Annotated in this window: 22 protein-coding genes and 1 pseudogene; 4 read left to right on the top strand and 19 right to left on the bottom strand. The window is 59.4% G+C overall.

What is annotated here, in order from left to right:
- Positions 1–236: 236 nt before the first annotated feature.
- On the top strand, positions 237–1,262 hold the full coding sequence (locus tag NKH38_RS16155; RefSeq protein WP_023712679.1) for a LysR family transcriptional regulator: 1,026 nt from the start codon (positions 237–239) through the stop codon (positions 1,260–1,262).
- 80 nt (positions 1,263–1,342) lie between these two features.
- On the opposite strand, the pseudogene NKH38_RS33420 reads toward NKH38_RS16155, so the two are convergent.
- From NKH38_RS33420 to NKH38_RS16145, 3 genes and pseudogenes are all read right to left on the bottom strand, one after another.
- Positions 1,343–1,570 (bottom strand): annotated as a pseudogene (locus NKH38_RS33420) (IS1634 family transposase); the annotation flags it as partial.
- Positions 1,571–1,933: 363 nt separating this feature from the next.
- Positions 1,934–2,965 (bottom strand): LacI family DNA-binding transcriptional regulator, encoded by a 1,032-nt coding sequence (locus NKH38_RS16150; protein ID WP_023672231.1) that lies wholly within the window; start codon positions 2,963–2,965, stop codon positions 1,934–1,936.
- Between the two features lie 304 nt (positions 2,966–3,269).
- Entirely contained in the window at positions 3,270–4,598 is a 1,329-nt protein-coding gene (locus NKH38_RS16145) for a dicarboxylate/amino acid:cation symporter (protein WP_031244916.1), read from the bottom strand.
- A 1,137-nt stretch (positions 4,599–5,735) separates the two neighbouring features.
- On the opposite strand from NKH38_RS16145, the gene nifA reads away from it, so the two are divergent.
- The 3 genes from nifA to NKH38_RS16130 all read left to right on the top strand — a co-directional run bounded on the left by nifA (position 5,736) and on the right by NKH38_RS16130 (position 10,003).
- Complete coding sequence (gene nifA / locus NKH38_RS16140) at positions 5,736–7,499, top strand: nif-specific transcriptional activator NifA (RefSeq protein ID WP_352765050.1); 1,764 nt, start codon at positions 5,736–5,738, stop codon at positions 7,497–7,499.
- A gap of 234 nt (positions 7,500–7,733) precedes the next feature.
- Positions 7,734–8,873, top strand: a complete 1,140-nt coding sequence (gene hisC / locus NKH38_RS16135; RefSeq protein ID WP_031244917.1) for a histidinol-phosphate transaminase — start codon at positions 7,734–7,736, stop codon at positions 8,871–8,873.
- An 89-nt stretch (positions 8,874–8,962) separates the two neighbouring features.
- On the top strand, positions 8,963–10,003 hold the full coding sequence (locus NKH38_RS16130; RefSeq protein ID WP_031194208.1) for an LLM class flavin-dependent oxidoreductase: 1,041 nt from the start codon (positions 8,963–8,965) through the stop codon (positions 10,001–10,003).
- 555 nt (positions 10,004–10,558) lie between these two features.
- Here NKH38_RS16130 and NKH38_RS16125 read toward each other — a convergent pair.
- The 16 genes from NKH38_RS16125 to NKH38_RS16050 all read right to left on the bottom strand — a co-directional run bounded on the left by NKH38_RS16125 (position 10,559) and on the right by NKH38_RS16050 (position 25,348).
- Complete coding sequence (locus NKH38_RS16125) at positions 10,559–12,451, bottom strand: ABC transporter ATP-binding protein (RefSeq protein WP_352765046.1); 1,893 nt, start codon at positions 12,449–12,451, stop codon at positions 10,559–10,561.
- Positions 12,451–14,319, bottom strand: coding sequence for an ABC transporter ATP-binding protein (locus NKH38_RS16120; protein ID WP_031195880.1), 1,869 nt, complete (start codon positions 14,317–14,319; stop codon positions 12,451–12,453). The genes NKH38_RS16125 and NKH38_RS16120 overlap by 1 nt, the downstream gene beginning before the upstream one ends.
- An 85-nt stretch (positions 14,320–14,404) precedes the next feature.
- Entirely contained in the window at positions 14,405–15,298 is an 894-nt protein-coding gene (locus NKH38_RS16115) for an SIR2 family NAD-dependent protein deacylase (protein WP_023706365.1), read from the bottom strand.
- Positions 15,299–15,330: 32 nt separating this feature from the next.
- The gene (gene nifT / locus NKH38_RS16110; RefSeq protein WP_023672220.1) at positions 15,331–15,543 is read right to left on the bottom strand and encodes a putative nitrogen fixation protein NifT; all 213 of its coding nucleotides are present in this window, start codon (positions 15,541–15,543) and stop codon (positions 15,331–15,333) included.
- On the bottom strand, positions 15,540–15,860 hold the full coding sequence (locus NKH38_RS16105; protein WP_023672219.1) for a nitrogen fixation protein NifZ: 321 nt from the start codon (positions 15,858–15,860) through the stop codon (positions 15,540–15,542). Before NKH38_RS16105 ends, nifT begins: the two co-directional genes overlap by 4 nt.
- 98 nt (positions 15,861–15,958) lie before the next feature.
- A complete protein-coding gene (locus tag NKH38_RS16100) occupies positions 15,959–16,153 on the bottom strand; it encodes a 4Fe-4S dicluster domain-containing protein (RefSeq protein ID WP_023672218.1) in 195 nt (64 codons plus the stop codon).
- A 31-nt stretch (positions 16,154–16,184) separates the two neighbouring features.
- Positions 16,185–17,663, bottom strand: a complete 1,479-nt coding sequence (gene nifB, locus NKH38_RS16095; RefSeq protein ID WP_352765040.1) for a nitrogenase cofactor biosynthesis protein NifB — start codon at positions 17,661–17,663, stop codon at positions 16,185–16,187.
- Between the two features lie 373 nt (positions 17,664–18,036).
- Positions 18,037–18,351, bottom strand: coding sequence for a hypothetical protein (locus NKH38_RS16090; protein WP_023672216.1), 315 nt, complete (start codon positions 18,349–18,351; stop codon positions 18,037–18,039).
- A gap of 51 nt (positions 18,352–18,402) precedes the next feature.
- The gene (locus tag NKH38_RS16085) at positions 18,403–18,702 is read right to left on the bottom strand and encodes a ferredoxin family protein (RefSeq protein WP_023806340.1); all 300 of its coding nucleotides are present in this window, start codon (positions 18,700–18,702) and stop codon (positions 18,403–18,405) included.
- An 11-nt stretch (positions 18,703–18,713) separates the two neighbouring features.
- Complete coding sequence (locus NKH38_RS16080; protein WP_023712672.1) at positions 18,714–20,021, bottom strand: FAD-binding protein; 1,308 nt, start codon at positions 20,019–20,021, stop codon at positions 18,714–18,716.
- Positions 20,022–20,031: 10 nt separating this feature from the next.
- Complete coding sequence (locus NKH38_RS16075; protein ID WP_023755868.1) at positions 20,032–21,141, bottom strand: electron transfer flavoprotein subunit alpha/FixB family protein; 1,110 nt, start codon at positions 21,139–21,141, stop codon at positions 20,032–20,034.
- A 17-nt stretch (positions 21,142–21,158) separates the two neighbouring features.
- Entirely contained in the window at positions 21,159–22,010 is an 852-nt protein-coding gene (locus tag NKH38_RS16070) for an electron transfer flavoprotein subunit beta/FixA family protein (RefSeq protein ID WP_023672212.1), read from the bottom strand.
- 186 nt (positions 22,011–22,196) lie between these two features.
- Positions 22,197–22,577: a nitrogenase stabilizing/protective protein NifW gene (gene nifW, locus NKH38_RS16065; protein WP_023687348.1), complete on the bottom strand. Its 381-nt coding sequence runs from the start codon at positions 22,575–22,577 to the stop codon at positions 22,197–22,199.
- Entirely contained in the window at positions 22,574–23,782 is a 1,209-nt protein-coding gene (gene nifV / locus NKH38_RS16060; RefSeq protein ID WP_352765037.1) for a homocitrate synthase, read from the bottom strand. The genes nifW and nifV overlap by 4 nt, the downstream gene beginning before the upstream one ends.
- 25 nt (positions 23,783–23,807) lie before the next feature.
- Positions 23,808–24,974, bottom strand: a complete 1,167-nt coding sequence (gene nifS, locus NKH38_RS16055; RefSeq protein ID WP_352765035.1) for a cysteine desulfurase NifS — start codon at positions 24,972–24,974, stop codon at positions 23,808–23,810.
- A 35-nt stretch (positions 24,975–25,009) separates the two neighbouring features.
- Positions 25,010–25,348: a hypothetical protein gene (locus NKH38_RS16050; RefSeq protein ID WP_352765033.1), complete on the bottom strand. Its 339-nt coding sequence runs from the start codon at positions 25,346–25,348 to the stop codon at positions 25,010–25,012.
- Positions 25,349–25,385 lie beyond the last annotated feature (37 nt).

Below are 25,385 nucleotides of genomic sequence, written 5' to 3'. Positions count from 1 at the left end.
CAGGACCTCTCTTCATATTGGTTTTTGCGGCCGCATTACTCGACCAAAGCGGCGTTGTTGGCTGCACTCAGCCGTTGTCGTTGGCGAAGGTGAGCCAGACGCTCTCTCGAGTTCCGGCCCGTGTCGTCGATTTGAGCTTGACGTCGCTCACTTTCCGTTCCTCTAATGCATGGCTCGTAAATTCGTAAAATTGATTGTTTGAATGATACGCATCCACACGTTGGATAGAACATGACATGCGTTTTAAAGGGCTGGATCTAAATCTCCTCGTTGTGCTGGACGCTCTGATGAGGGAGCGTAAAGTCACTGCCGCGGCTCGCAGTATCAACCTGAGCCAGCCGGCCATGAGCGCCGCCGTTGCTCGGCTACGCGCCTATTTCAACGATGAGCTATTTACGATGAACGGCCGCGAGCTCATTTTGACGCCGCGCGCCGACGGGCTCGCCCCAGCAGTCCGGGACGCATTGCTGCACATCCAGCTATCGATTATTTCGCCCGACGCCTTCAACCCGGCCCAATCGGATCGTCTCTTCCGAATCATGCTTTCCGATTACATCACGCTCGTATTTTTTAGGAAGATAGTAGAGCGCGCTGCGCGGGAAGCTCCCGCCGTTCGCTTTGAATGTCTGCCTATTTGCGACGACCCCGAGGAGCTTCTCCGGCGCGGCGACGTTGATTTTCTGATTATGCCGGAAGTGTTCATGTCGAAACATCCTCGCGCAGCCCTGTTCGAAGATAAGCTCGTAGGCGTAGGCTGCGGCACGAACAAGCAGCTGTCGGAGCCACTTACATTCGAGCGATACTTGTGCATGGGGCATGTTGTGCTCAAATTCAGGCACACCCGGCAGCCCACCATGGAGGAATGGTATTTGCTCGAGCACGGTTTCGAGAGACGTATCGAAGTTGTCGTACAGGGCTTTAGCCTGATCCCGCCCGTCCTGTCAGGCACCAGCCGCATCGGGACTATGCCCTTACGGCTGGCGCAGCATTTCGCAAAAACAACACCCCTGCGGATTGTCCAACTTCCGCCGCCACTTCCTCCTCCTGCATTCACGGAAGCCGTCCAATGGCCTGAGCTTCACAATAGTGATCCGGCAAGCATGTGGATGCGGGAAATGATGTTGCAGGAGGCATCTCGCCTGGCGCCTTTGCCTGAAATCATTGAGCGTCTCGGGCACGCCGATCCGACCTTTCGTTTCTTGGTACCGACTGCCACCTCGAAATCGCGTGCGAAGTCCCGGAAGATGTTGAGCCCCACCTAATCACCGCCTGTAAGACAGGCTGATCAGCATGTTCGACAAGCGCCGGCGCGGCGCGTGTTACCTACGTTCTGGGGCTGATCTCAGGCGAGTTGCTCGTCAAGGATGTGTGGCAGAGTGATGCCAGCTGCCTTGATTGCCCGCTTTGGCCGTAGGTGGTGACGACGCGAGCATTCTTTTCGATGGCGGCTTCTGGAGGCGGACGCGATCGCGTAGGAGCGGTTGCCCTTCGGGCGTCGGGCCTTTGGCCCGGCAGAGCGGCGCAGTTCCTTGCTAAGTGCGAGGGGCCGGAATGAGCAGAACACACGCCCGGGCTGCTACTGAATTGACTGCCGCCTCGATTTGCGTGCGAAGTCCCAGAAGATGGTTAGCCCGGTTAAATTCCTACCTTGCCGGCTGTGCCGCGGCTTTTCACGTGCAGCCAGGCGAGGAGATGGCGGTCGACGAGGTCGATCCCAAATGGACTGTGCTGGCCTCGCTCTGCTATTGCTGTGCGAGATCATTGACCACACCCCCTGCACGAGAACGTCGGGCCTGTTGGCAGTAAAGCCGGTGGAGGTTGATGCTGCGGATCCAGGCAATCTACCTCGCGCTTCCGCCTTAAGGCGCGGCCGTACCCAATTTGGCTCTTCGTCCTGGGCCGCGGCTAAAGCGCCCGCTTAGGATAGAGTCCTTCATATATTTTCCGGCAGATGGATGTCGAACGGCAGAAATGTCTGTCCGGGTGTTTCAGCGGTGCCGGTCTCGATAGCCCGTGTCATCAGCGTTATCAGCTCCTGGCAAAGCCGGCGCATTGGCGTGGCGACCGCCATCGTGACGATGTTATCTGCGAGCGCTGCCCGAGACTCAGGTGTGATTTCATTCACTATCGCGACGAGATCCCGACTTTTGCCCTCTTCTCGGAGCGCGGAGATGGCGCCCTCCATGCCGCCGCCGGCGACATAGAAGCCGACGAGCTCGGGCTCCCGCTGCATGAGATCAAGCGTTGCCTCGTAGGTGATCTGCCGTTTCTCGAGGTTCATGACCGGATCCAGCACCTCGAACGTGGGCGCGTTCTCACGGCAATAGGAGCGAAAGCCGACGTCACGGAGCTCGTGACCCTGGAAACGATGGCTGCCGACAAACACCGCCACTTTGCCGGGCCGTTTTGCGACCTTGGACACCATCCAAGCGGCCGTGCGCCCCACCTTGCGGTTGTTGAGGCCGATATACCCCTGTCGCACGCCGGCGGCGAAGTCGGAAAGCAGCGAGAAAACCGGAATGCCCTTGGCCTTGAGGTCCTCAACCGCTGCTGTGATTTTCGGGTGGTCCGGTGCCACCATCGCGATTGCATGGCAGCGTGCGCCCAACTCCTTGAGCGGCGCGATCAGGTCGCTCGGCATATGTGACGGGGCGAATTCGACGAGCGGAATGCCGTGGAAGGACTGGGCCAAATTGACCGATGCTTCGACCTCGCGCGCAAAATCTTGGTAGAAATGCTGGGCCGGTTTTCTCAAGATGAAGCCCAGACGGTAGTGCGGTAGGTCTCGCCGCAACCGCTGCTTGATTAGCCCGGCAGCATGATAGCCGATCGCCTGGGCGGCGTCGTGGACCCGCCGCGCGGTCTCCTCGCGCACCGGATGGCGGGCGTTCAGAACCCGATCGATCGTTGCTACGCTGACTCGGGCTTCGCGGGCGAGATCGGCAATTGTGGGGCGCTTGGTCATAGGTCCTATTCTGATTGGTTTTTGACGCCGGCCGGCTCTCTGTCCGCCTAACGCGTTTCGGTTTCGGGTGGCAAAGTGAAGACGTCCCCATACGAATGGGCACAACGTGTTGGACGAACATCATTGCAGACGTAAACCGGCCGGGTATACTGAAAGGCTCATTCGCTTAAAGGGCGGTGACGATTTGCACTCACACATTTAGCGCTTCTGATACATGGTCCGTGAGGAGCCGTTTAGAGGCTGCGGGTCGGTCGTTCAGTTATGTGACCAGCTAAGCGACTTGACAGGTCGTGGGCCGCCCACCTTACTTGCAGGAGGGTAGCCGGTTTGATGCCTCGGTAAGCTGATGACCGCTGAAGGCAGCTTTCATCTGTGCTCGGTCCAACTCTCCTTCCCAGCGTGCGACGACGAGGGATGCCACTGCGTTGCCGACGCAATTCGTCAGCGCCCGGCATTCGGACATGAATCGGTCGATGCCGAGTATCAGTGCCATCCCAGCAACGGGAACACTCGGAACTACCGCGAGCGTAGCCGCCAGGGTGATGAAGCCCGCACCTGTCACACCTGCAGCGCCCTTGGAGGAAAGCATTGCTACGAGCAGCAGCAGCACCTGATCGCCGATGGACAGATCCGTGTTCGTCGCCTGTGCGATGAAGAGAGCCGCTAGCGTCATGTAGATATTCGTGCCGTCCAGATTGAACGAATATCCGGCCGGGATGACGAGACCCACAACCGAACGCCTGGCGCCCGCCTTCTCCATTTTCTCCATCAGCGACGGGAGCGCCGCCTCCGAGGAGGACGTTGCGAGGACAAGCAGCAGCTCTTCCTTAATGTAACGAATGAGAGAACAAATCGAAAAGCCGTTGTACCGGCAGACTGCGCCGAGAACCCCGAACACGAAGAGGAAGGCGGTGAAATAGAACGTCGCGACCAGCATCGCGAGGTTGACTACCGAACCGATGCCATATCTGCCGATGGTGAAGGCCATCGCGCCAAAAGCGCCGATCGGCGCGGCCTTCATCAGAATTCCGACGAGCTTGAAGACAGGCACAATGAGCGCCTGGAGGAAGGAAACGACAGGCTTGCCCGTCTCTCCGGCCATCGCAAGCGCCATGCCGAACAGAACCGAGAAGAACAGCACCTGCAGGATGTCGCCTTCCGCGAAGGCACCGACGATCGTTGGCGGGATAATGTTCATCAGGAAGCCGGTGACCGACTGCGCTTTGGCTTTTGCGGCATAGGTATTCACGGCCTGGACATCGAGCGAGGCCGGATCGATGTTCAGGCCGTCGCCAGGCTGGACGACATTGGCGACGATGAGGCCGACGATCAGCGCGAGCGTTGAGAAGGTGAGGAAATAAACCATTGCCTTGCCGGCGACCCGGCCGACCTTATGAAGATCGTTCATGCCGGCAATGCCGGTCGCAATTGTCAGGAAGATGACAGGCGCGATGATCATCTTGACCAGCTTGATGAAGGCATCACCCAGCGGCTTCAGGCTCTCGCCGGTCTCCGGATAAAAATAGCCAATTGCGACGCCGAGCGCGATGGCGGCAAGCACCTGGGCGTAGAGCTTGGTGTAGAAGGGTTTGCGGGGCGCGGGACTCGCGCCGCGGACTTGTGCACCTGACACTGTTTCTCTCTCCCTGACCGGATCGAGGTGGCGTGACTTCTCCCGGGCTTCTCCCTATCGCGGCGCTCCGGTCGAACGCTGCACCAACGCCGCCGCAATACCCATGCCAGATGAATCCGCATCACCTGAACTGACGTGGGCTCGCCAATGATGGAGGAATGCGGTGTCAGACCAGCGGGCAAGGTCGCGGTCCGAACGCCCTTGATGGTCTCTGGCAGAGTGCTGCCGGTCGATCCCTCTGGCTAGCGGTTTGCTGCACAGAGCGTGGTGGGTTCCTCGTTAGCCGGCTTTGGACCGGGCCCCATCGTGTCGCCTGTTCAAGGCCGTCCAGATGACAGGCTAACTTACCCCTGTTCGGAAGCGCTCGTTTCTGGACAGCCTACCACCGTGCAGCCACTGCAATGCACAGAATAAATTCGGACGGTCCTTTGGACGACCCATTTTGCAAATCAACGCCCGCAGCAGGGGCAGCCGTTTTCAAGCGGTCGCATCGTAATCTGTTCAGACTTTTCGATACGCTCATTGAGTGTGCCGATTTCGGCCCCAGGCTGGTGATGGTGCTGACCACGACGATGCGATTCAGAAGTCGCGAGCACCGCCTACGAAGTCGTACTCGACGCCAGCTTCGCGCCTTCACACCCGACATCGCCGCCGCCTGATCAACTCGAGAAAGATGGCGGTTGCCGCAACGGACCAGTGCCGTTGGCTGTTATTATCGCTCCCGCCCCTCCTTCGCGGGCGCTGGTGAATGTCACGGCCCCGCATTTACACTCCGCGCGGTCAGCCGCTCGGGCAAGGCATGGCCGGCCCAGGTATTTCTGCTTCAACGCAAAGATAGAACTGATGAATCCTATCATAGGCCGCGAGGTTTCCTTTCACAGATGAAAGAAAGCTCGATTGACTATGCTGCCTCGCTCCAGTCTTTTGAAAACAACGTGTGTTTGCCCGGGGCAAGCCAATAACATGGCCAAGCTTCGTGGAGGGAGTAGCCAAGCGATGCGTCAGGGCTAGACCCGCTTTGCACTCGACCACACGGCGGCGGCACGAGTTCACGTCGGAGCATATTCGCGCGTGCCCGCGACGTCGCGGGCGCACATGCCGCCAGCCTAGATTTGATGGCGCGAGATCGAGGATCACATGCACCACAACATTAGCAAGTCAGAACAGAATGCCCGCGACTGCGGCATATCGCTGCCGAATGCGATAAAGGGTTGTCCAAAGCCCGACACGAATCCTGCGAATGTGGCATTGCACGAGCGCGCGCTAACCGGCATCTTCGAAATATCGAAAGTACTCGCCGATGCCGCCCGGCTCGAACTCAAGTTGGCCAAGGTAGTCGACCTCCTGCACTCGTTTGTCCAGATGCGGCACGGCATCATCGCTCTCTGCGATGCCGAGGGCGGACTGGACATCACAGTGGCCAGCGGCTGCGGCACGAACGGCAATGAGCCCTCCCGGTCGCGCCTGCCGCGCAACGCCATCGATCAGATTGTGACGACCGACACGCCGCTCGTCGCCGACGACATAGCGATGCATCCGACCTTCACTGCCACTGATATCGAGGTGCTTGGGGCCTCCGACACCGTGTCGTTCATCGGCGTTCCCATTCGTGTTGATGGGAACGCCATAGGCGCGCTGACTTTGGACCGGGTTTTGGAAAGCAGGTCAAGCTATGGGCTCGACGATGATGTCCGGCTGCTCACCATGATTGCCAACATGGTGGGACAGACAGTCAAGTTGCTTCGCTTCTCCGCGGCCGACAGCGAGCGAGCGCCGGAGCTGGAACATCGGCTGCAAACGAAATTTTCTGATGTTAAAGACCCTGCACCCCGGCGAAAAAAGGTTCACGTCGAGGGTATGATTGGTGACAGTCCGGCGATAAGCGCCCTGCTGGAGAAGATCGCGGTCGTAGCGAAGGCAAAAACCACAGTTCTGTTGCGAGGTGAGTCCGGTACCGGGAAGGAGCTGGCTGCCAAGGCAATTCACGAGTTGTCGCCGCGCGCCAAGCGGCCCTTCGTTAAACTCAATTGTGCAGCGCTCCCAGAGACAGTCCTGGAATCCGAATTGTTCGGTCATGAGAAGGGTGCCTTCACAAGCGCATTCAATTCCCGCAAGGGGCGCTTTGAGCTCGCTGACAAGGGGACGTTGTTTCTGGATGAGATTGGCGAGATCTCGGCCTCGTTCCAGGCAAAGCTACTGCGCGTGCTGCAGGAGCAGGAGTTTGAGCGCGTCGGCAGCAATCAGACCATCAAGGTCGATGTTCGCGTGATTGCCGCCACGAACAGGAACCTGGAAGAGGCGGTTGCAAGGAATGAGTTCCGCGCCGACCTGTACTACCGCATCAACGTGGTTCCCTTGCTGGTACCAGCATTGCGCCAAAGGCGCAGCGATATTCCGCTCCTCGCAGCTGAGTTTCTCAAGAAGTTCAACGACGAGAACGGCTGTACGCTCACCTTCGATCCGCGTGCGATTGAAGTGCTGATGAAATGTGAGTTTCCCGGCAACATTCGCGAGCTTGAAAATTGCGTGCACCGGACAGCGATCCTGGCCGAGGGACTGTCAATCGGGAGAAACGACTTTGCCTGCTCCCAAGGCCAATGCTTTGCCGAGGCGCTGTGGAAGTGCAGATCGGGCAAGGCCGCGCTGCAACCACCGCCGATCCTGCCGGAGTCAGCGAATTTGGCCACGCCCCCGGACGAGGCCGCCAGTTCGGCCGCGACTAACCCGCTTGCCGGCGCAACCCACCCAATTGGCGCGAGGACGCCCGATATAGAGCGCGTCATTGCTGCCATGGAAAGATGTGGCTGGGTGCAGGCAAAGGCAGCGCGCTTGCTTGGGCTGACCCCGCGACAGATTGGCTACGTGCTGAGGAAATATGGCGTCGAGATCAAGCGTCTTTGAAAGCATGACCCTGGGCATGAGCTGAGCCGCTTAGCGCCTTGGCGCCGCGCAGCGATGCAGATCCGCGTCCGCGTCAACTCGATTCGACCGAGGACAGCCTGGCCGAATTCCCATGTCAGCGGGCGCTGCGACCATTGTGTGAAAGGCAACCCTGCCATCGTCAATCTCGTCCGCCATGTTGCTCTCGTTGCGAGCTCATACGGATGCCCCTGTGTGACTGAAACGGAGTAAAATATGTCCGATGCAAAACTGCAAACTGTGCTTTCGGCTCTTTCGCAAGTGACACGACAGTTAGATGCTCTGCCGTCCAACGGACCAGCGCCGGACGGAAATTTTATCAAGCTGAATACGAATGAGAACCCGTTTCCGTTGCCGCCAATCATAATGCAAAGTGCAGTGGCGGCCCTCAAGCGCCAGTATCTATATCCGGATGACGACAACTCCAGACTGAGGGAAGCAGCGTCCAGCGCCTATGGCGTTTCCAGGGATCAGGTCATCGCTGGCAACGGGTCGTCTGAACTGCTCGGACTGATCTACAGAGCTTTCCTCGCACCCGGCGACAAGGTTGCGATGATGTCGCCAGGGTTTTCGTTCAACCGCAAACTTGCCATGCTTCAGGGCGCTGAGTTCCTCGAAATCGGATGTCAAGCTCATTCCCTGCCAATGGAGCAATTGCTTTCCGGTCCGGCAAAAGACGCCAAGTTTATTATGTTGGCCAATCCAAACAATCCGACCGGAACATTCCTCCCGATCAGCGATATCGAACGCCTCGTAGCACAATCGGACCGCTTGATTGTCCTTGATGAGGCATACGTCGACTTTGCACCCGATCACGGACTGCGCCTCATCAACCGGTATTCGAACCTTCTGATCTTGAGGTCATTCTCGAAAAGCTATGCCGCCGCCGGCATTCGCGTCGGTTTCGGTTTCGGTCACCCTGAAATTATTGGAAGGCTGCGAAACATCCAGAACGTCTTCAACATGAACGTGATCGGGCATGCCGTAGGTATCAGCGTGCTTGCGCATCGCGGCGCCTACGCAGACAACCACAAGCACATCAAGGATGAACGAGAGCGAGTGACAGTTGCACTATCGCAACTCGGATTTTCCGTAACACCCTCCCGCGCAAATTTCTTGCTGGCCCGTGTGCCCGCGGGACAGGACGGCTCATGGTGGCAAGCAGCATTGGAGAGGCAAAAGATACTTGTCGCGTTTTTTCCGGACAAAGGCTTGGAACACTGTATCCGCGTCAGCATCGGCACAAAAGAGCAGATGGATGAATTTCTTGCTGCCGCTGGCGACATCGCTGGAAGCTTAACGGTGCCAAGCTTCAGGGGCAGGGAAGCGTCAGGCTCTGCTTCTTCGTTACACTGACGCTAATCGGCGATCACACACATCTCTTCCGACTTGCTTGGTGACCCCAGCAAGAAAACAGCCTGCTTTTAAAATCGGGGACTTAAAGAGTGACAAACGTCTTTCCTTCAAACCTAGCTTTCGGCATCTTCGATCATTTGGATGAGGATGGCCGCGATATAGGCCGGCAGTACGAAGATCGCCTGATATTAGCAGAGGCGTGCGATCAGCTAGGGTTCTATGCCTATCATCTCGCAGAACACCACTGCACTCCCCATGGGAGAGGTCCATCGCCGAATCTGTTCTTATCGAGCGTCGCCCAGCGCACCCGGCGCTTGCGTCTCGGACCCTTGGTGATGCTGCTTGCGCTTTATCATCCGCTGCGTGCGTTCGAAGAGATCTGTATGCTGGACCAGTTGAGCGGTGGCAGGCTCGAACTGGGCATAGGGCGCGGTGCTCTCCCGACCGAATTGGGCTACTTCGGGATTGGTGCGGACGCGGTGCCGGGCCGTTATGCCGAAGCCAGCGAAATTCTTATGCAAATACTTGTTAATTCGAGGGAGGTCGGCACGCTCTGCTATCAAGGTCGCCATTTTGATCTCAATGACGTTCCTTTGACGCTAAGACCTCATCAGCGTCCACATCCGCCCACATGGGTCGCTGCCAATCGACCCGAGTCCACAGCTTGGGCCGCTGCGAATGGAACAAATATCGCGTGTGTAGGACCTTCCTCTTCTGTTCGCAAAACTACTGATGCGTTCCGCGCCTATCGAGAGGACAACGCAGGCGGGGGGGATCAAGGGAGATTTGTCGGATTGCTCCGCATGGTCGTGATTGGGCGTTGTGACACACATGCCTATTCGCTCGCGGCACCTGCTTACGCACGCTGGCTCAAGAGCTTCCAATTCCTTTACGAGCTTAACGCTATCCCCACTCCACCAAACTTGCCGCTGACCTTCGATGCGGCAGTCGAGAGTGAATTGTGCGTGGTAGGATCAGCAGAGTCTGTGCGAAAAGCTCTGCTAGATCAGTTGGAAGAGGCAGGTGCCAACTACCTGCTTTGTCAAATGGCATTTGGAAATCTGCCGCTAGATGCTTCCCTTTACACCGCGAGGACCATTCAATCCGAAATCATGGCTCGACTTGGCTGACCATGTGCTCGAGCTTGCACGTGGTGGGGCGGGCAATCGGGAGGAGGCCAAACTGACGACGAGCAGGCGGCACAGGATACCAGCTTTGTGCGTTGGCTGGCGTCTGGGCCATCGTGTGAACATGCACGATCCTAAGGAGAGGGTAGCCGAGCGCGTCACGATGCCGGCACGCGTCTGCTCGTCGCGCTGGCGCTAGTCGTTGCCCATAGCCAGCCGCAGGAGGTTCTTCTCGCCCGGGGCGGCGTCGGTGCGGCGCCCACTAATCCAGCTTCATCAGCGGCCCGTCGGTGGCAAAGCCGTCACTCGCTACGGCGCTATTGAGGGCGCGCTCGCGAGCGGCTTTGCGACGCCCAGCCAACACCTCCAGCGAGCTCGCCCGATGATGGTGGTGCACCGCGGTCGGATACGATGCTGGAGGAAATCGTTCGCAGCCGGTCTTCACGAATTGCGAGGAGTGCTCGTTCTTGAATGCTGGCTGCTGGCCGGATGCGGTGGCCTGAGTGGTCTGCCGACACGCCCGAAAGTCAACGCCACTACCACAAGGCCGCCAAGATGTCAGGTCTGAGAGCCAGCTTGGACGGTGGTATCGTGTTCGGGAAGGTCGTCGAAGGAGGCGTAGTTGAGATAGTAGAGTTTGGAATACAGGCCGCGCATGGCTATTAACTCATCGTGGTTGCCAGTCGCAATAACTTGGCCATTCTGAAGCACGATGATGCGGTCGGCCCCCCGGACCGTGGCGAGACGGTGGGCGATGACGAGGCCAGTCCGCCCTTCAAGCAGCTTGATCAGAGCCTTCTGAATCTGCAATTCCGTGTAGCTGTCGATATTGGCGGTAGCTTCGTCGAGCACGAGGATCTTGGCGTCAGCGACGAGGGCGCGGGCGAAACTGATAAGCTGGCGCTGGCCGAGAGATAAGTTGTCGCCGCGTTCGCCAAGTTGGGTCTCATACCCGTCGGCGAGGCTCATGACGAAGTCATGCGCGCCGACAGCCTTGGCCGCCTCGATCACCTTGTCGCGCGTGGCTTCCGTCTTCTGGTATCGAATGTTCTCGAAGACCGTCCCGGTGAACAGGAATGGCTCCTGCAGCACCATGGCGACCTGGCGGCCGAGCGAATCCTGGGTGAGGTCGCGTACATCATGTCCGCCGACCAGCACCTGACCCTGCTGAACATCATAGAAGCGGTGGACCAGGGCCATCGCACTCGATTTGCCAGAACCGCTCGGTCCGACTAGTGCGCCCGTCTCGCCCGGATTGACCTTGAACGAGACATTTTTCAGAACCGAACGGTTCGGATCGTAGCCGAAGGTGACGTCCCTAAACTCGACCGAGCCGTCCATTTCGGGCGAAAGCACCTCGGCATTGGGTTTGTCCTTAACATCGATCTTGACGTTGAGCACATCGGTCAGGCGCTTGCCTGAGGCCATGGCGCGCTGCATGACCGAATATTGCAGGGTGAGTGAGCGGATCGGGTCAAAGAAGCGCTGGATGTAAAATAGGTAGGCTACCAACACGCCCACATCTATACGGCTATTCATGACCATCGAGCCGCCGACCACAATAACGGCGGCCAAGGCGAGGCCGGTGATGCCATCGACGATGGGCACCATGACCAGTGCATATCTGGCAGCGATCAGGTGGGTCCTGAGGTTGGCATGGGCCCGATCGTCAAAAAGACTGAAATTCACCTGCTGGCGGTCCATTGACTGTATGGTCCGCACGCCGTGAATGGCTTCGGCCAGCGCGCCATTGACGACGGAATTGGTTTCGTGTGCAGCCATGAAGGCGTCGCGGGCACGCGGCAACCAGACAATGCGGACGATCACCAGGATCGGCAGAACCGATAGCGTCAGGAGGCCGAGGCGAAAGTCGAGCCACAGCATTACGAAAACGATGCCGAAGAGAAGCGCAACATCGCCTAGGGAATATACCGAGGTTTCCAGGAACTCCTGTATGGAGTTAACGTCGCCTTGCAGGCGCGACATCAGGCGTCCGACCTCGGTCTTGTCCATGAAAGAGAGCGAAACCTTTTGCAGATGGCCAAACATGGCGCGGCGGATGTCGAACAGGACAGTTTCGGCCATTTTCCCATCCAAGGCTTCCTGCATGTAGCCGGCGGCGAAATTGACCAAAATCGCCGAAAGGAACGCGCCGACGGCCGCAAGCTGGGCTGAGCGATCGGGCCTTGCCGGGTTCATGCCGAGGTCGATCGCGTAGCGGATGATCAAGGGGATGAGAAGCTGCGTCCCGGTGAAGATCAGCATCGCGACAATCGTGACAACTACCTTTGCCCGGTAGGGATGGACGAAGCCCCAGATGCGACGGAGGATGCTCTTGTCGAAAGCCCGGCCGAACATCTCCTCCTCGATCCGGTGCGAGCCGACGACCGCGCGCGGAGGGCGTCTCCCATCGTCACGTTCGGCTTCGAGTTCGCCGCGGCCCTGGTCCATCAGCGGGCGCCCCCATCCTGGCTAATAATGCTATCACCCGGGCGCGTCTGGAGATCGTAAAGGGCCCTGTAGCGTCCCCGCTTCGCCAGAAGCTCTTCATGCGTGCCGCGTTCTACGATTTCGCCTTTATCGACAAAAAGGATTTGATCGGCATGCTTAAGCGCACTCAGCCGGTGCGCGATGATGATCGTCACCCGATCCTTTGCGAAGCGCCGCATCGCCGCGCGAATGCGCAGCTCGGTGCCGGCATCGATCGCGGCCATCGAGTCGTCGAAAATGATGACGGAGGGGCGCAGCATCATGGTGCGAGCAATCGTGAGACGCTGGCGCTGGCCGCCAGAGAGAGAAACGCCGCGTTCGCCCACGACCGTCTCATACCCTGCCGGGAGCCCGAGGATGTAGTCGTGGAGCTGGGCGAATTCTCCAGCGCGTTCAATTCGCTGTCTCTTCGCCCAGGGATCGCCATAAGCGATGTTGTTCTCGATCGTTGTTGTGAATAGGAACGCATCCTGCTGTACAACCGCGACCGCCTTGCGAAGGCTCTCGAGGGTGACATTGCGTATGTCCTGGCCGTCCAACGTGATGGCGCCACCGGTCACGTCGTAAAAGCGGGGGACCAGATGAGCCATCGTCGATTTGCCGGAACCCGGCGGACCGACGATAGCGATCGTCTCGCCTCTCCGGGCCTCAAAGCTGAGGTTCTTCAGAATGGCGCGGTTTTCGGCGTTGGGGTAGGCAAATGAGACATTGTGGAAGCGCAGAGTGCCGTCACTTATCTCAAGCGGTCTGGCCTCGAGAGCATCCCTGATGGTGATCTCCTGATCGAGGAGACCGAAAAGCCGCGAACCGCAGCTAGAAGCGCGGGCAAACGCATTGACCATGAGACCGATCTGGCGGACTGGCATTTGCAGCATGGTCATGAAGGTCAGGAAGGTCGCCATGGTTCCGACGCTGATCTCGCCAGCGACGAGCTTGTTGCCACCGATCCCAAGCACCAATCCCATTGCGAAAAAGTAGGACAAGGTCATCGCCGACGTGTTGGGTACGTAGATGTCAACGAGATCGTTGGCGAGGTCGAGCGCGTTCTTGGAAGCGCCGTCGAACTTCAGCATCTCATAGGATTGAGCCGCAAAAGCGCGGACCACACGGATACCTGCGAGATTTTCCTTCATCACGCGGCTTAGTACCGAAAGGCGCTCATAGAGGTCGAGCCAGGTGGCGCGCAGCCTAAGCTGTGTGGTCGATGAGCGCCAAGCGACAAAAGGCACGAAGCTGAGCGCGGCCAAGCCGAGCATCGGATCGGTCGAGATCATCATGTAAGCGCCAATCCCGATCAGCATCGTCAGCAGGAGCACCCGCATGAGCCCGGTGGAAAAATACATCCGCACGCCTTCGAGATCGAGCATTCCGGCAGTTATCAGATCGCCTGAATGGACCCGGTCGTGAAAGGAAAAGCTGAGACGTTGGATCTTGTCGTAGTAGGCGAGCCGCAATTCGTACGCGACATGATGCCCGACGGCTTCGGCAAAATAGTTCTGCGCCATCGTGAAAACGCCGCGTAGCGCGCTGACGGCGAGCAGCAGGAGAGCCGGGGCCCAGAGCGCTTGTCCTGCCGCAGCCCCCGCGACACCGCCCCCGATAGCTGTCTGGGTCTGGTCGACAGCCCGGCCGAGAAGATGGGGAATGAGCAACTGGAGGATTGCCGCCATGATCGTCGAGCCCATAGCGAGGGCGACCTGCCACGGATGGCGCAGATTCATACGCGTGATGCGCAACAGCGTACTCAAATCCCGGCCCCAGCGCGCCGCTTCAACATGGGCCAACGAATTCAGTGCGTTCGTTGCGCCGCTGACAGCTTCACTGTTCACGGGTGTATTCCCGACTGCATTTTGCGCCTTCGAGGAAAGCCGAAGCAGACATCATCAAAGGCATCCGCCATTGTTAATCCCGTCCTCAACCTGCAGCCGTGCCCGTTCCCACAAGCCGAGCCGCCGCTTGACTTAGTGGCATGTCGATCACCGTGATTCCGCTTGCCGCAAGAAAACGCGCTTCGTTTCTGGTCAGGGTTTCCGCGTCCATTACGGTGCAATAGGGACCGCGGGAGCGCTTCATGATCTGTCTGGCGTAGGTGCGCAGCATCTGATCGTTGAAGCGGCAGCCAACGAAGAAAAATCCACGGGTGATGCGCCGTTCCTTCACAGCGTCTGGGATCGGTGTCTGGATATCAATTTCGGACAGGACTTCGACGTAGTCGGAATCTGCGACGAGAAAGTTTTGCGCGGGCGTAATACTCCCGTGAGGTGAATAGAGAACCGTCTTGGCCCCCAATCGGGGGTCGAGCTCCCTCCCGGACAAATCGTAGGTTTTCGTCCAAATGTTGCCGATTTCATTCGCGCGCGTGACGCCTTGTATCTCAAGGACGTCCGTTCGGCCGGTCTCTACCAGAGCCGTGCGCATCGCGCTGTCATACCAGCTGTCGATGATGAGGGAGAGTGGCAGCCTTGCGAGCCAGGCGTGGAAGGGGGTCGGCCCCACCGGCGCTGCGAATATGTCGGTCATCCAAGCTTGAAGCGTCCGGCGATGCCGGCGCTGTTCGATGAACTGTGCAACCGACCACATATTGGTGCGGATCCTGGAAGGGGCTGGAGCCCGTGCATTGAGTGCCGCGGCAACAACCTCCGGGGTATGCGGCACAGGCGGTTCCACACAGTTCAACTCAAGAAGACCCGGACCGAGATAGGGGATCACCTCATCGGCGGCGAGCGCTTCCTTCGCCAGGTCAAGCAGCTTTTCAGCAAAACTGTCCCGCACAATGACGAGGTGGCCCGATGTCAGGATCGTGTTCATCTCGTTTCCTCGCGACGCACCTAGGGGCAGCATCAGCCCTCTTCGGAAATCTTCCTTGCCTCGACGGTGATCGGCAGACGCGTATCATGTGGGAGATCGGGTAGGAGGAGCCGCCACCCGTTCCTGAGCGTGACCGTTCCGCCCCACAACTCTTCCTTCTCGAGTTTGATGATCGGCTCTTCGAGGTCCTTTTTGGGGACATACGCTGACAAACCAGCATCGGTCCTGCGGATCATGACTTTCATCTGGCCGTCCCTTCATTGGTATTGCTTTCAGCACTGCAGGGCGCCTCGGCCTCGTCGAGGCTCATCAGTTCACGCGCTCGCATACCGACTACGGTGCCACGGTCGATCCACTCGACCGCATAGATGAAGAACTGCTGGAGAAAGGTGCCAATGTCGCGCACATATCCCTCGTCCCCCTTCCGCACGAGATTTTCGCCGATCTCCCTGCCAGGATAGGTGCCGTCATTCTTTATGTGGCGAGTGGCACGTACCCGCTCTCCCGGCATGAATCGTGGAGGCCTGCGGATTTCGATCTCCTCTTCGCGTCCGAGCGACATGTCCGTTCCCTGATTTCTCTTGCGGCTGAGATTGCGAACAAGGCGTTCCAGGCGTCCTGCGTAGGCAGCCCCCAACCATGTCGGCAGTCCAATGTCCGTTACGCAGGAACGCAGGTCTTCGGCACCGGACATACCGAGGCACATTGCTGCGCATCGAAGACCCCCTCGCATTCGGTGCACTTCTGTGACTCGATCACGTAGCTCTCGCCTTTGAACTTGATCGCGCCGGAAGGACATTCGAATTCGCAGGCGCCGCATTGGGTGCATTGGGATGCGATGATCTTGAAAGCCATTTTAACTCCTGGTCCGAATGAATGAGACAGCTCAGGCCGTCGCCGCGAGTGTGGGGGTCCCAGATGCGGCGATGTAAATCGCGCTGATTGCTGTCTCGATATAGTCATGGGCACAGGCGTCGGTGGCTCTGATTCCAGCCTCCGCGAGCTGATCCTGCGGGAAATTTCCAATCTTGGCGCACAGCACGATATCTATGCCTTGAAGCGCTGCGATGACGCCATCGAGGGCGGCTTCTGCGCCCCAGCCGCCAAGGCAATACTTGTCCACCTTCCGATGCCCGACGAAGCTGATCCCTTTCAGCGAGGCTTGATAAACCTGGAATTCCTTCGCATGGCCGAAATGCTCATTGACGCGGCCGCCGCCCTTGGTCGCCACCGCGAAGAGAAGGGACTTGCCGGGGCTCGCTGCCTTGACCAATCCGATCGCTTCTCTCCTAGCCTCGACGTGATCACGGCGCTCCTCCGCGACCAGCTCCCGATAGGCCTTGCGTTTGCTGGCATCGTAGGTGACCTCGCCGGGAATCCGGTCGACTGTGAATTCCTGGCCACGATCTTCTCCGAGCAGGCCCACGGCATCTGCCCGGCACTGCCGGCAGTGGCGCATCAACTGGGCGCCGTTTTCGACACGATCCTGAAGAGCCTTCATCTCCATTGCGTTTGGGCCGCGCTGCCCGCTCAGACCGTAGTGCGTGCCGTGGGCCGGGTCCGAAATCAGCGGCATAAGGTTGTGCAGGAACGCGCCTCGCTCCTTAATCCATCTATTCACCTCGATCAGATGCTCATCATTCACGCCCGGGATCACCACCGAGTTGATTTTGGTGAGGATGCCCCGCGCGGTCAGCATCTCCAGGCCCAACATCTGCCGCTGGTGCAGGATCCGGGTGGCTTCAATGCCGACGTAGCGGCGATGATCGTGAAAGATCCAAGGATAGATCTTTGCACCGACCTCAGGGTCGACCATGTTGATCGTGATCGTCACGTGATCGACATTCATGTCAGCAAGCTCATCGACATGGTCGGGCAGCGCCAGCCCATTCGTGGATATGCAAAACTTGATGTCTGGGATTTCCCTGGCGACCCTGGCGAAGGTCGCCTTCGTCTTCTTCCAGTCGTAGCAGGCGTCGCCCGGTCCGGCGATGCCGAGCACGGAAAGCTGCGGCACCTCATTGGCGACCGCGATCACCTTGCGTAGCGCCTGATCGGGCGTCAGCTTTTCAGAGGCCACCCCAGGCCGGCTTTCGTTGGCGCAGTCATATTTGCGATTGCAGTAGTTGCACTGGATGTTGCAGCCCGGCGCGACCGCGACGTGCATACGCGCGAAATAGTGATGCGCCTCTTCTGAAAAGCAGGGGTGATCCTTGATCTTCTCCCAGACAGCCGGATCCGTGTCGTCGGGCTTTGTCGACGAGCCGCAGGACGAAGACGCGCAGCCCCCGAGTTTCATGGTGCCAAGCAACTGGTCACCGAATGTCGTGCTGAGGCTCTCAAGCGAAATTGCCGGTGCAGACATGAACGGCTCCGTTGCTGCGTGATGTCGCAGTTCAAAGCGCAAGAGCTATGCCAGCCCAAAGAGCTGTTTCGGTTCATGAATAGGCTTCCCGTGTCACATTCCTTCGGATTGCTCCGACACACCTGTCGGGCTTACGACAGTGGACAGGCAAATAGGGTCGCGAGGCTAGCAGCCTCGGGCGCGCAGAGTGTGAGCGAGACCACTCCGGGCTGCTTACGCTTGACGTCATCACGACGTCCCGAATTTCTTAACCTTGATACCATGCCGGCGCAGGGCGTAGCCGATTATCCAGGGCGTGAGGCCAGGGATACGAGCCGCCCTGGCAAAACCCAACCGGCCTTGTCAATCGCGTCGATCAGCCACTAGCGTTCCGTCAGATGCGGGCGACAAGCGGCATGGTTCGGACGCCGGCCGTAAGGGGAGATACCTTGCTGCGGAGGCGCCGATGCGACTGGCCGGCAGCCGCAATCCGCTCGATCTGGTACAGCCTGTGGTATGAGGCGGCGAGTGCCTGATTGAGGTGCGTGGGTGTTGCCGGCAGTGGCGGCAATCTCCGGCTCTCCTTCAGCGTCCAGACGACGACTTCTCCATCACCCGTCTGCAGAAACGTGGGCAGGACGTTCACGACAATTGCCCAGCGTATGGCGAGCGTAATCTCCAGCTCGCTTGGCGCGGTCAGCACCTTCACATATCGTAGAGTCCCTGAGCGCGGTATCTGCTTAGGGCATGCGTGCGCCGGTCATCCGAATTTAAAGAGGATTCCGAAACCGCCGCGTGGATAGTTCCACTCGATCTCACCAGTCGTCCCGCACAAAATCCGGCAGGTGCCGCACTCCATGCAGCCGTCGGCAGTGATCTCCACTTGACCCTTGTCGTTCAACTCATAACATTTCGCCGGGCAGACGTGGGTCAGCGCGAGCAAATTCGCGCTCGGCTTCTGGTGCGGTCGCACTTTGATGTGCGGGCGGCCGGAATCCACCAAGTAGCGGTTCTGGTAAAGCTTGTCCTCGACACGTGACTTCGTCGCTGCGCTGGTCATTTCGTCTCCCCTCAGCGCCACGCCAATGCAAGGCGGACCGCGTCGCTGACCAGCCCCCAGCGCGAGCGCGCCTTGATGAAGGCCGCCGTGGTCGCCTTTTCCTTCTCGATCTTCGGCGTGCCGTCGACACGCATGAAGTTCTGCGCAGCTTGCGACATCAACCGCGGATAAGTCGTGAAATAATTGCATGAATTGGTGTGGAGCAAGGCCGGCATGTCTTTGTATTTCCTCAGGTCCTTGACCACGAAGGACTTGTCCAGCATGGCTTTGTAAAGGGCGAGATTCCGTTTGTTCATCGGACCGTTGCGGCTCTTGACCTCGACGATTGCCTCAGCCGCAATGCGGCCGGAGGTCATGGCGAGGTTCGAACCCTCGCGGTGAATGGCGTTGTTCAGTTGCGCGGCATCGCCGACCACGACCCAACCATCGCCAAAGAGCTGCGGAATAGCCTTGTAGCCGCCTTCGGGAATGAGGTGTGCGGAATATTCTTTCACTTCCGAGCCGGCGATCAGCGGCCGGATCGAAGGATGGCTCTTCAAGGCATCAAGGAGAACGTAGGGGCTCTCGACCATCGCGGCAAAATCGGAGACGAGGCAGCCAATGCCCAGTGAGATGGACTCCTTGTTGGTATAGAGGAAGCCGAGCCCGGCCATGCTGCGGGAGGTCGTGCCCACCGCCTCGATCACGCAGCCCTCATCGCCCTTTACGCCGAACCGCTGCTCAATGACCTCTTCGGGCAAGAAATGCATTTCCTTGACGGCGAGGGCCACGGTTTGCGGCTTTGGCATCTCACGCAGGCCGGCTCGAGTGCCAAGCAGTCCGCAGACACCTTCTGCGAGAACGACCACGTCCGCGTAGATGGCTCCGCCCGCCCGGTCTGTGCGGACGCCGATCACCCTGTCATTGGCATCACGGATGAGTTCCGTCACGGTCGTCTCGCACAGAACGGTCGCGCCGGCCGCGCGCACCTTACGCGAAAACCATTTATCGAACTGGGCACGGATGATCGTGTACCGGTTGGGCTTCGCCTCATTGAAGTCGTCCGACCTATAGTGAATCCCTGTATGGGATGTGTCGTCCATCACCCAAAGCCGCTGTTCAACCAAATGCCGCTCGAGAGGCGCATCATCCCGGAAATCCGGGATGATCTTCTCCAGCATGTTCGCGTACATGATGGCACCCTGGACATTCTTGGAGCCCGGATATTCACCCCGCTCCAACTGCAGCACCTTCAGGCCATGGCTGGCCATGGTGTAAGCAGCTGCGTTTCCGGACATGCCTGCCCCAACAACAATGGCGTCGAAGTTTTCCTCGATCATGTCCATCCCCTTAGCTCGAAAGCTTATCGCGACTGTGGGGCGACAGCCGCCGGGTGAAGGCTTCCGTCAGTGCGGGCAGGAAGCGGATCGCGTCGGTGACGATTCCGAGGTGAGCGAAATCGAAAATCGGCGCGTTCGGGTCGGTGTTGATGGCCACGATGAGATCCGCCCCCTCCACGCCAACCCGATGCTGGACGGCGCCGGAAATCCCGGCCGCTATGTAAAGCTTCGGCCGGATCGTCTTGCCAGTTTGGCCGATCTGCCGATCAGCTGGCATCCAGCTCTTCTGGACCAACGGACGCGAACAGCCGTGCTCGGCGCCGATTGCTCGTGCGAGGTTCTTCACAAGCTGCAGGTTCTCCGCCGCGCCAAGACCAAGGCCTCCCGCAACCACGACGTCGGCATAGGCAAGGTTTGCCTTCGCCGACTGATTGTCCGGCAGGAAGCCGAGGACTTTGGTAGCGATCTCGTCCTCGGCAAGCGAAAGCTTGTGCCGGATGACACGCCCGACCGGTTTATCCGTCCGCTGCGGCATGGGCATGACCCTCGGCCGCACGGTCGCCATCTGCGGGCGGAAATTGAGCGTATAGATCGTGCACAACAAGGAACCGCCGAAAGTCGGACGCGTGGCGGCGAGCGAACTGTCGGTATCCACATCGAGTTCGGTGCAGTCGGCCGTGAGCCCCGTCTGCAAGTTCGTCGCCACGGAGCCGGCAAGATCCCTGCCCAGTGTGGTGGCACCGAGAAGAAGGATTTCGGGTTTGTGGGTATCGACCAGATCCGTCAGCGCCTTGGTGAAAGGTTCATTCCGATAGTCGGCGAGCAGGGGCGCCTCGGCGATGTAGACAAGGTCAGCGCCATACGCGAATGCTTCGGCAACGGCGTTCCCGACGGCCTCTCCCGGCGGCCCAAGCACGACGCCTGCAAGCTGGACCTGAAGCTTGTCTGCTAAGTTGCGGCCTTCGCCGAGCAGTTCGAATGATACCGGATGGACCTCGCCACGTTCGAGCTCGATGAAAACCCAAACGTGCCGATAGTCCTTGAAATGGGCGGGCAATTCCTTCTTTATGCCGGCGCGGCCGGCGGCAGGGCGAGGGGTTTCTCCGTTCGCGGTCGACATCGTTTTGCTCCTTGCCGTCACGCGCCGCCGTTAAAGGCGAGCTCATGTTCCAGCGCCGGCTGGCGGGTGAAGATTGCGGTGATGAGTTCGTCAGCGACATCGCGCAAGGCCTTCTCGGCGGTGTCGATTTGTGCCGCCTTTTCAGCTCGAGCAGGAGGGGCGAAAACACGTTTGACGACCGTCGGTGAACCGCGCAGGCCGCATTTGGTGAGATCCTCAATGCCGGCGTCGGCCGCGCTCCATTTCAAGACCTGGCTCCGCGCGGCGCACAAGGCGTCCTGGATCGAGCCCCGGCGGATCTCGTTTGTGCCTTCCAGCATGGTGATGAGGCAAGGGAGCCTGCTCTTCAGCATCTGTGTGCCGCCTTCGGAGCGGCGCTCGACCTTGATCTCGCGTGCAGCAAGGTCGACAGAAGGGATCTTCGCGACATAGGTCAATTGCAGGAGTCCGAGGCGCTTGGCGATGCCGGGCCCGACCTGGGCGGTGTCGCCATCGATCGTCTGCTTGCCGGTGAAGACGAGGTCTGGCGTGCCGAACGTCTCGCCAATCTTCGCGATTGCCTGGGAAAGGGCGAACGAGGTTGCCAGCGTGTCGGAGCCGGCAAAATAGCGGTCGGTCAAGAGCACCGCTCGGTCGGCGCCGTAACCGAGCGCCTTGCGCAGCGCGTCCTCTGCCATGGGCGGACCCATAGTGAGCACAGTGACTTCGCCGCCATGTGCGTCGCGCAGTCTGAGCGCTTCTTCGAGGGCGAACAGGTCGTAAGGGTTGATGATGGTCGGAACACCCTGGCGCATGATCGTGTTCGTGACCGGGTGGACCCTTATCTGTGCCGAGTCCGGCACCTGCTTGATGCAGATTACGATGTGCATTGGCGGTTTCTCTAGGCTCCTGTCCGGGTGCGGCATTGCGGTTATCTCCTTGATCCGCATTATTCGTGCCAAGTCTCTTGCGCTGCCCCCTTTCCTACAACTTCGGCTGGTTGCTTCTGACGGCGCTGTGGTGATGACCGGATTTGGCGGCTGCTCGACATTGTCGCGTCGCACCCTTGTCGCCGATCATTCCCGTCCGAACCGCTTCAGTACCGAGTCGAACGGAACAAAGGTGTGACCCGGCGCGGCAGGTTTGTTCGGATCGTGGTCCTTGAGCACCTTGAAAATCCGATGCGTGAGCGGCGAGGAAATCGCAAAGTCCTCGTAAGCGCGTTCGAGCGTCGCGCGCACCCTCGCGGCAATCACCTGGTCGGGCAGACCGGAGAAATCTTCTTCGGCGAGGTATTGGCCCACACGCTTCATGATATGGAGCCGCGAGACATTCAGTACCTTCGGGTCATAGGCGACGCCTAGGACTGAGAAGAATTCCTCTGCAGCCGACAAGCGCTTCAGTCGTGCGAGGATGTCAGTGACATCCATGGGGCGGCTGTCAGCGGAACAATTCATTGCATTCTTCCTGGTCGCAAAACTGTGGCCTCTGTGCGCTCGCGCACGGCTGACTTGGACCCGCACAGCTCGATGAGGGATCCCTCGCTGCACATTCCATCGTAGAGCTCGACCAGTCGAGTTGCAGTGACGGTCGATTTGGTCTCGGCCGCCTCGCGTCGGACGCGGGCCACCATCGCGGCTGCCAGATCCGGGTCGAGATCGCGACCGCTTTCGCTCAGCACATGGGCAATCGCAGTCGCGCCGGAATGCTTGCCGATGACGATCCGCCGGCAGCGGCCCACGAGAGTCGGATCGAGCCCCTGATAAGTACGCGAGTCCTTCAGCAGCCCTGCGACGTGAATGCCGGATTCGTGGGTGAAAACATCGGCGCCGACGACCGGCTTAGTGGCTGCGGTCTGCCGGCGGGCGGCCCAAGCCACCTGGGCGGCGAGGCCGGGCAATGCGGTCAGCTCAATGCCGGTGTCTGCGCCGTCGAAGACTGCCATTGCGGCGGCCACCTCCTCTAGCGCGGCATTGCCCGCACGCTCGCCGAGCCCCAGGACGGTGACGGAGGCATGGCGCGCGCCTGCGCGGATCGCCGCCAGCGTGTTGGCGCCAGCAAGTCCGAGATCGTTGTGCGCATGAAATTCAAGGTCGATTGGAGACTGCACCACGAGCTGGGCGACAAGTTCGAAGGTCGAAAACGGGTCCAGAACACCGACTGTGTCAGCCAGCCTCACGCGGCTTGCGCCAGCGCGTGCGGCCGTCTCGATGACGCGGGCGAGATGATCCCGATTGGCCCGCGAGGCATCCTCGCAGCCCACCGCGACGAAGAAGCCGGCGGCGGCGGCGCGCCTCACCATATGATCGATGACCTGGAGCGCTCCCGCCTTGTCGAGGCCGAGCTTGGCGGCAAGTTGGATGTCCGACGCAGGCAGCGACAAATTGACCGCTTGGACGCCGCTCTCGATCGCTGCATCGAGATCCAATGACGTCATCCGGCACCAGGCCATGAGCCGAACCGGAAGACGCCGCGCTACCACGGCGCGAATTGTTTCCATCTCGTCGACGCCCATGACCGGCGTGCCGATCTCGATCTCTGTCACGCCGGCCGCCGCAAGAGACTCAGCGATCTCCAGCTTTTCCGTCGTGGTGAAGGCGACGCCCGGCGCCTGCTCGCCATCGCGCAAGGTCGTATCGTTGAGGGAGACATGACGGTTCATGACCGGTAGCCTGTTCTTCTGCGGCTCACGCATAGACCGGATTACCCGGCCCAGAACCGGAAAAGCTGCGCAGCTTCCCCACGATTCCCGGCATGACCTCGAGCACCCGGTCGACGTCCTCTTCGCTGTTGTCCCGCGCCAAGGAGAAGCGGACTGCCGCGTGTGGCGTTTTCATCGCGCTTAGGACATGGCTTGGTTCCAGAGAGCCGGAGGTGCAGGCCGAGCCAGAGGAACACGCGATGCCAATGCGGCTGAGGAGAAGTGGAATTCCATCACTTTCGACATGTTCGAAGGAGATGTTTGCGGTGTTGGGCAACCGTTGCAAGGGATCACCAGTGACACAGGTGCTTGGGATGCGCTGGAGGATCCCGCCCTCCAGGCGATCGCGGAGCGACTTTACCCGCGTGTTCTCGTCGTCCATGAATTTCAAGGCGAGTTCGGCCGCCGTGCCGAGCCCGGCTATGCCGGGCGTATTCTCGGTGCCAGCACGCCGGTTGTGTTCTTGGTGACCCCCCTTGATCAGCGAATGGAAATTGACGCCACGTTTTACGAAAAGCGCACCGATTCCTTTCGGCCCGTGCAGCTTGTGGCCGGAGAGCGACAGCATGTCGATTGCGGTCGACTTCAGGTCCATCGGAAGCTTACCGACTGCCTGCACAGCATCGGTATGGAATAGGGCACCCACTTCCTTGGCCAACTCGGAAAGCCTTGCCACGGGGAAGATCACACCAGTCTCGTTGTTCGCCCACATTATTGATACGATTGCCACCTGTGGGGTGAGGGCGGCCATATAGGCGTCGAGATCGAGCCGACCACGGCAATCCACCGGGATCCTGTGCACCTTGAGGCGGCGGGTCTTCTCAAGATGCGCGCAGAGCGTCAGCACGGCGGGATGCTCGACCGCGGACGTCACGATTTCGGCTCGGTCGGGCGCCGCCTCGAGCGCTGAAAGAAGCGCTGCATTGTCGCTTTCTGTCCCACCCGAGGTGAAAGTGATCTCATCCTCGAACTCCGCGCCGATCAGCGCTTGCAACTGCCTCCGCGCCTTTCTCACCGCTGCACTGACTGAGGCGCCAAGAGCGTGTGCCGACGAAGGGTTGCCGAATTGATCCCTAAAGAACGGCAACATCGCTTGCACCACCTCAGGATCGACCCGTGTGGTTGCGTTGTTGTCGAGGTAGACAGGCTTCATGGGTGCGATCCTCAGTTAACAGAATAACGCGAGCGCTAGACCGACTCGTTGAGCCTCTGGCGCATGCCGTTGATGATCATTTGAACTGGCAGCGCGCGCAGACGCCCGGAGTGTTTGACGTAAACCGGATCTCCGTCGATATGGACATGTTCGCAGTGGCCGCAGGTCAGGACGCCCGAACGCGAAAACGCTACCGATGAGCCGAATTTAGCGCAGCGGCGCGATATGTCCGCAAGCAGCTCGGGTGCAACCAGGAACCGAGCTGCTTCGGGAGGCGACGTTCTTTGAATCCTACTGGGAGCGAATGGCGGTCCCGAGATCGGCTTTGACCTTGTCTTGTTTTTTAGGACGGGGACATCTGTTGTGCCGGCCATATAAGTCTCCTCTGCCGCAAAATCAGTGTGTCGGCCG

It is taken from the genome of Mesorhizobium sp. M1078, from assembly GCF_040318615.1.
GTDB lineage: Bacteria > Pseudomonadota > Alphaproteobacteria > Rhizobiales > Rhizobiaceae > Mesorhizobium.
This window is presented reverse-complemented; position numbering and strand designations above follow the sequence as displayed.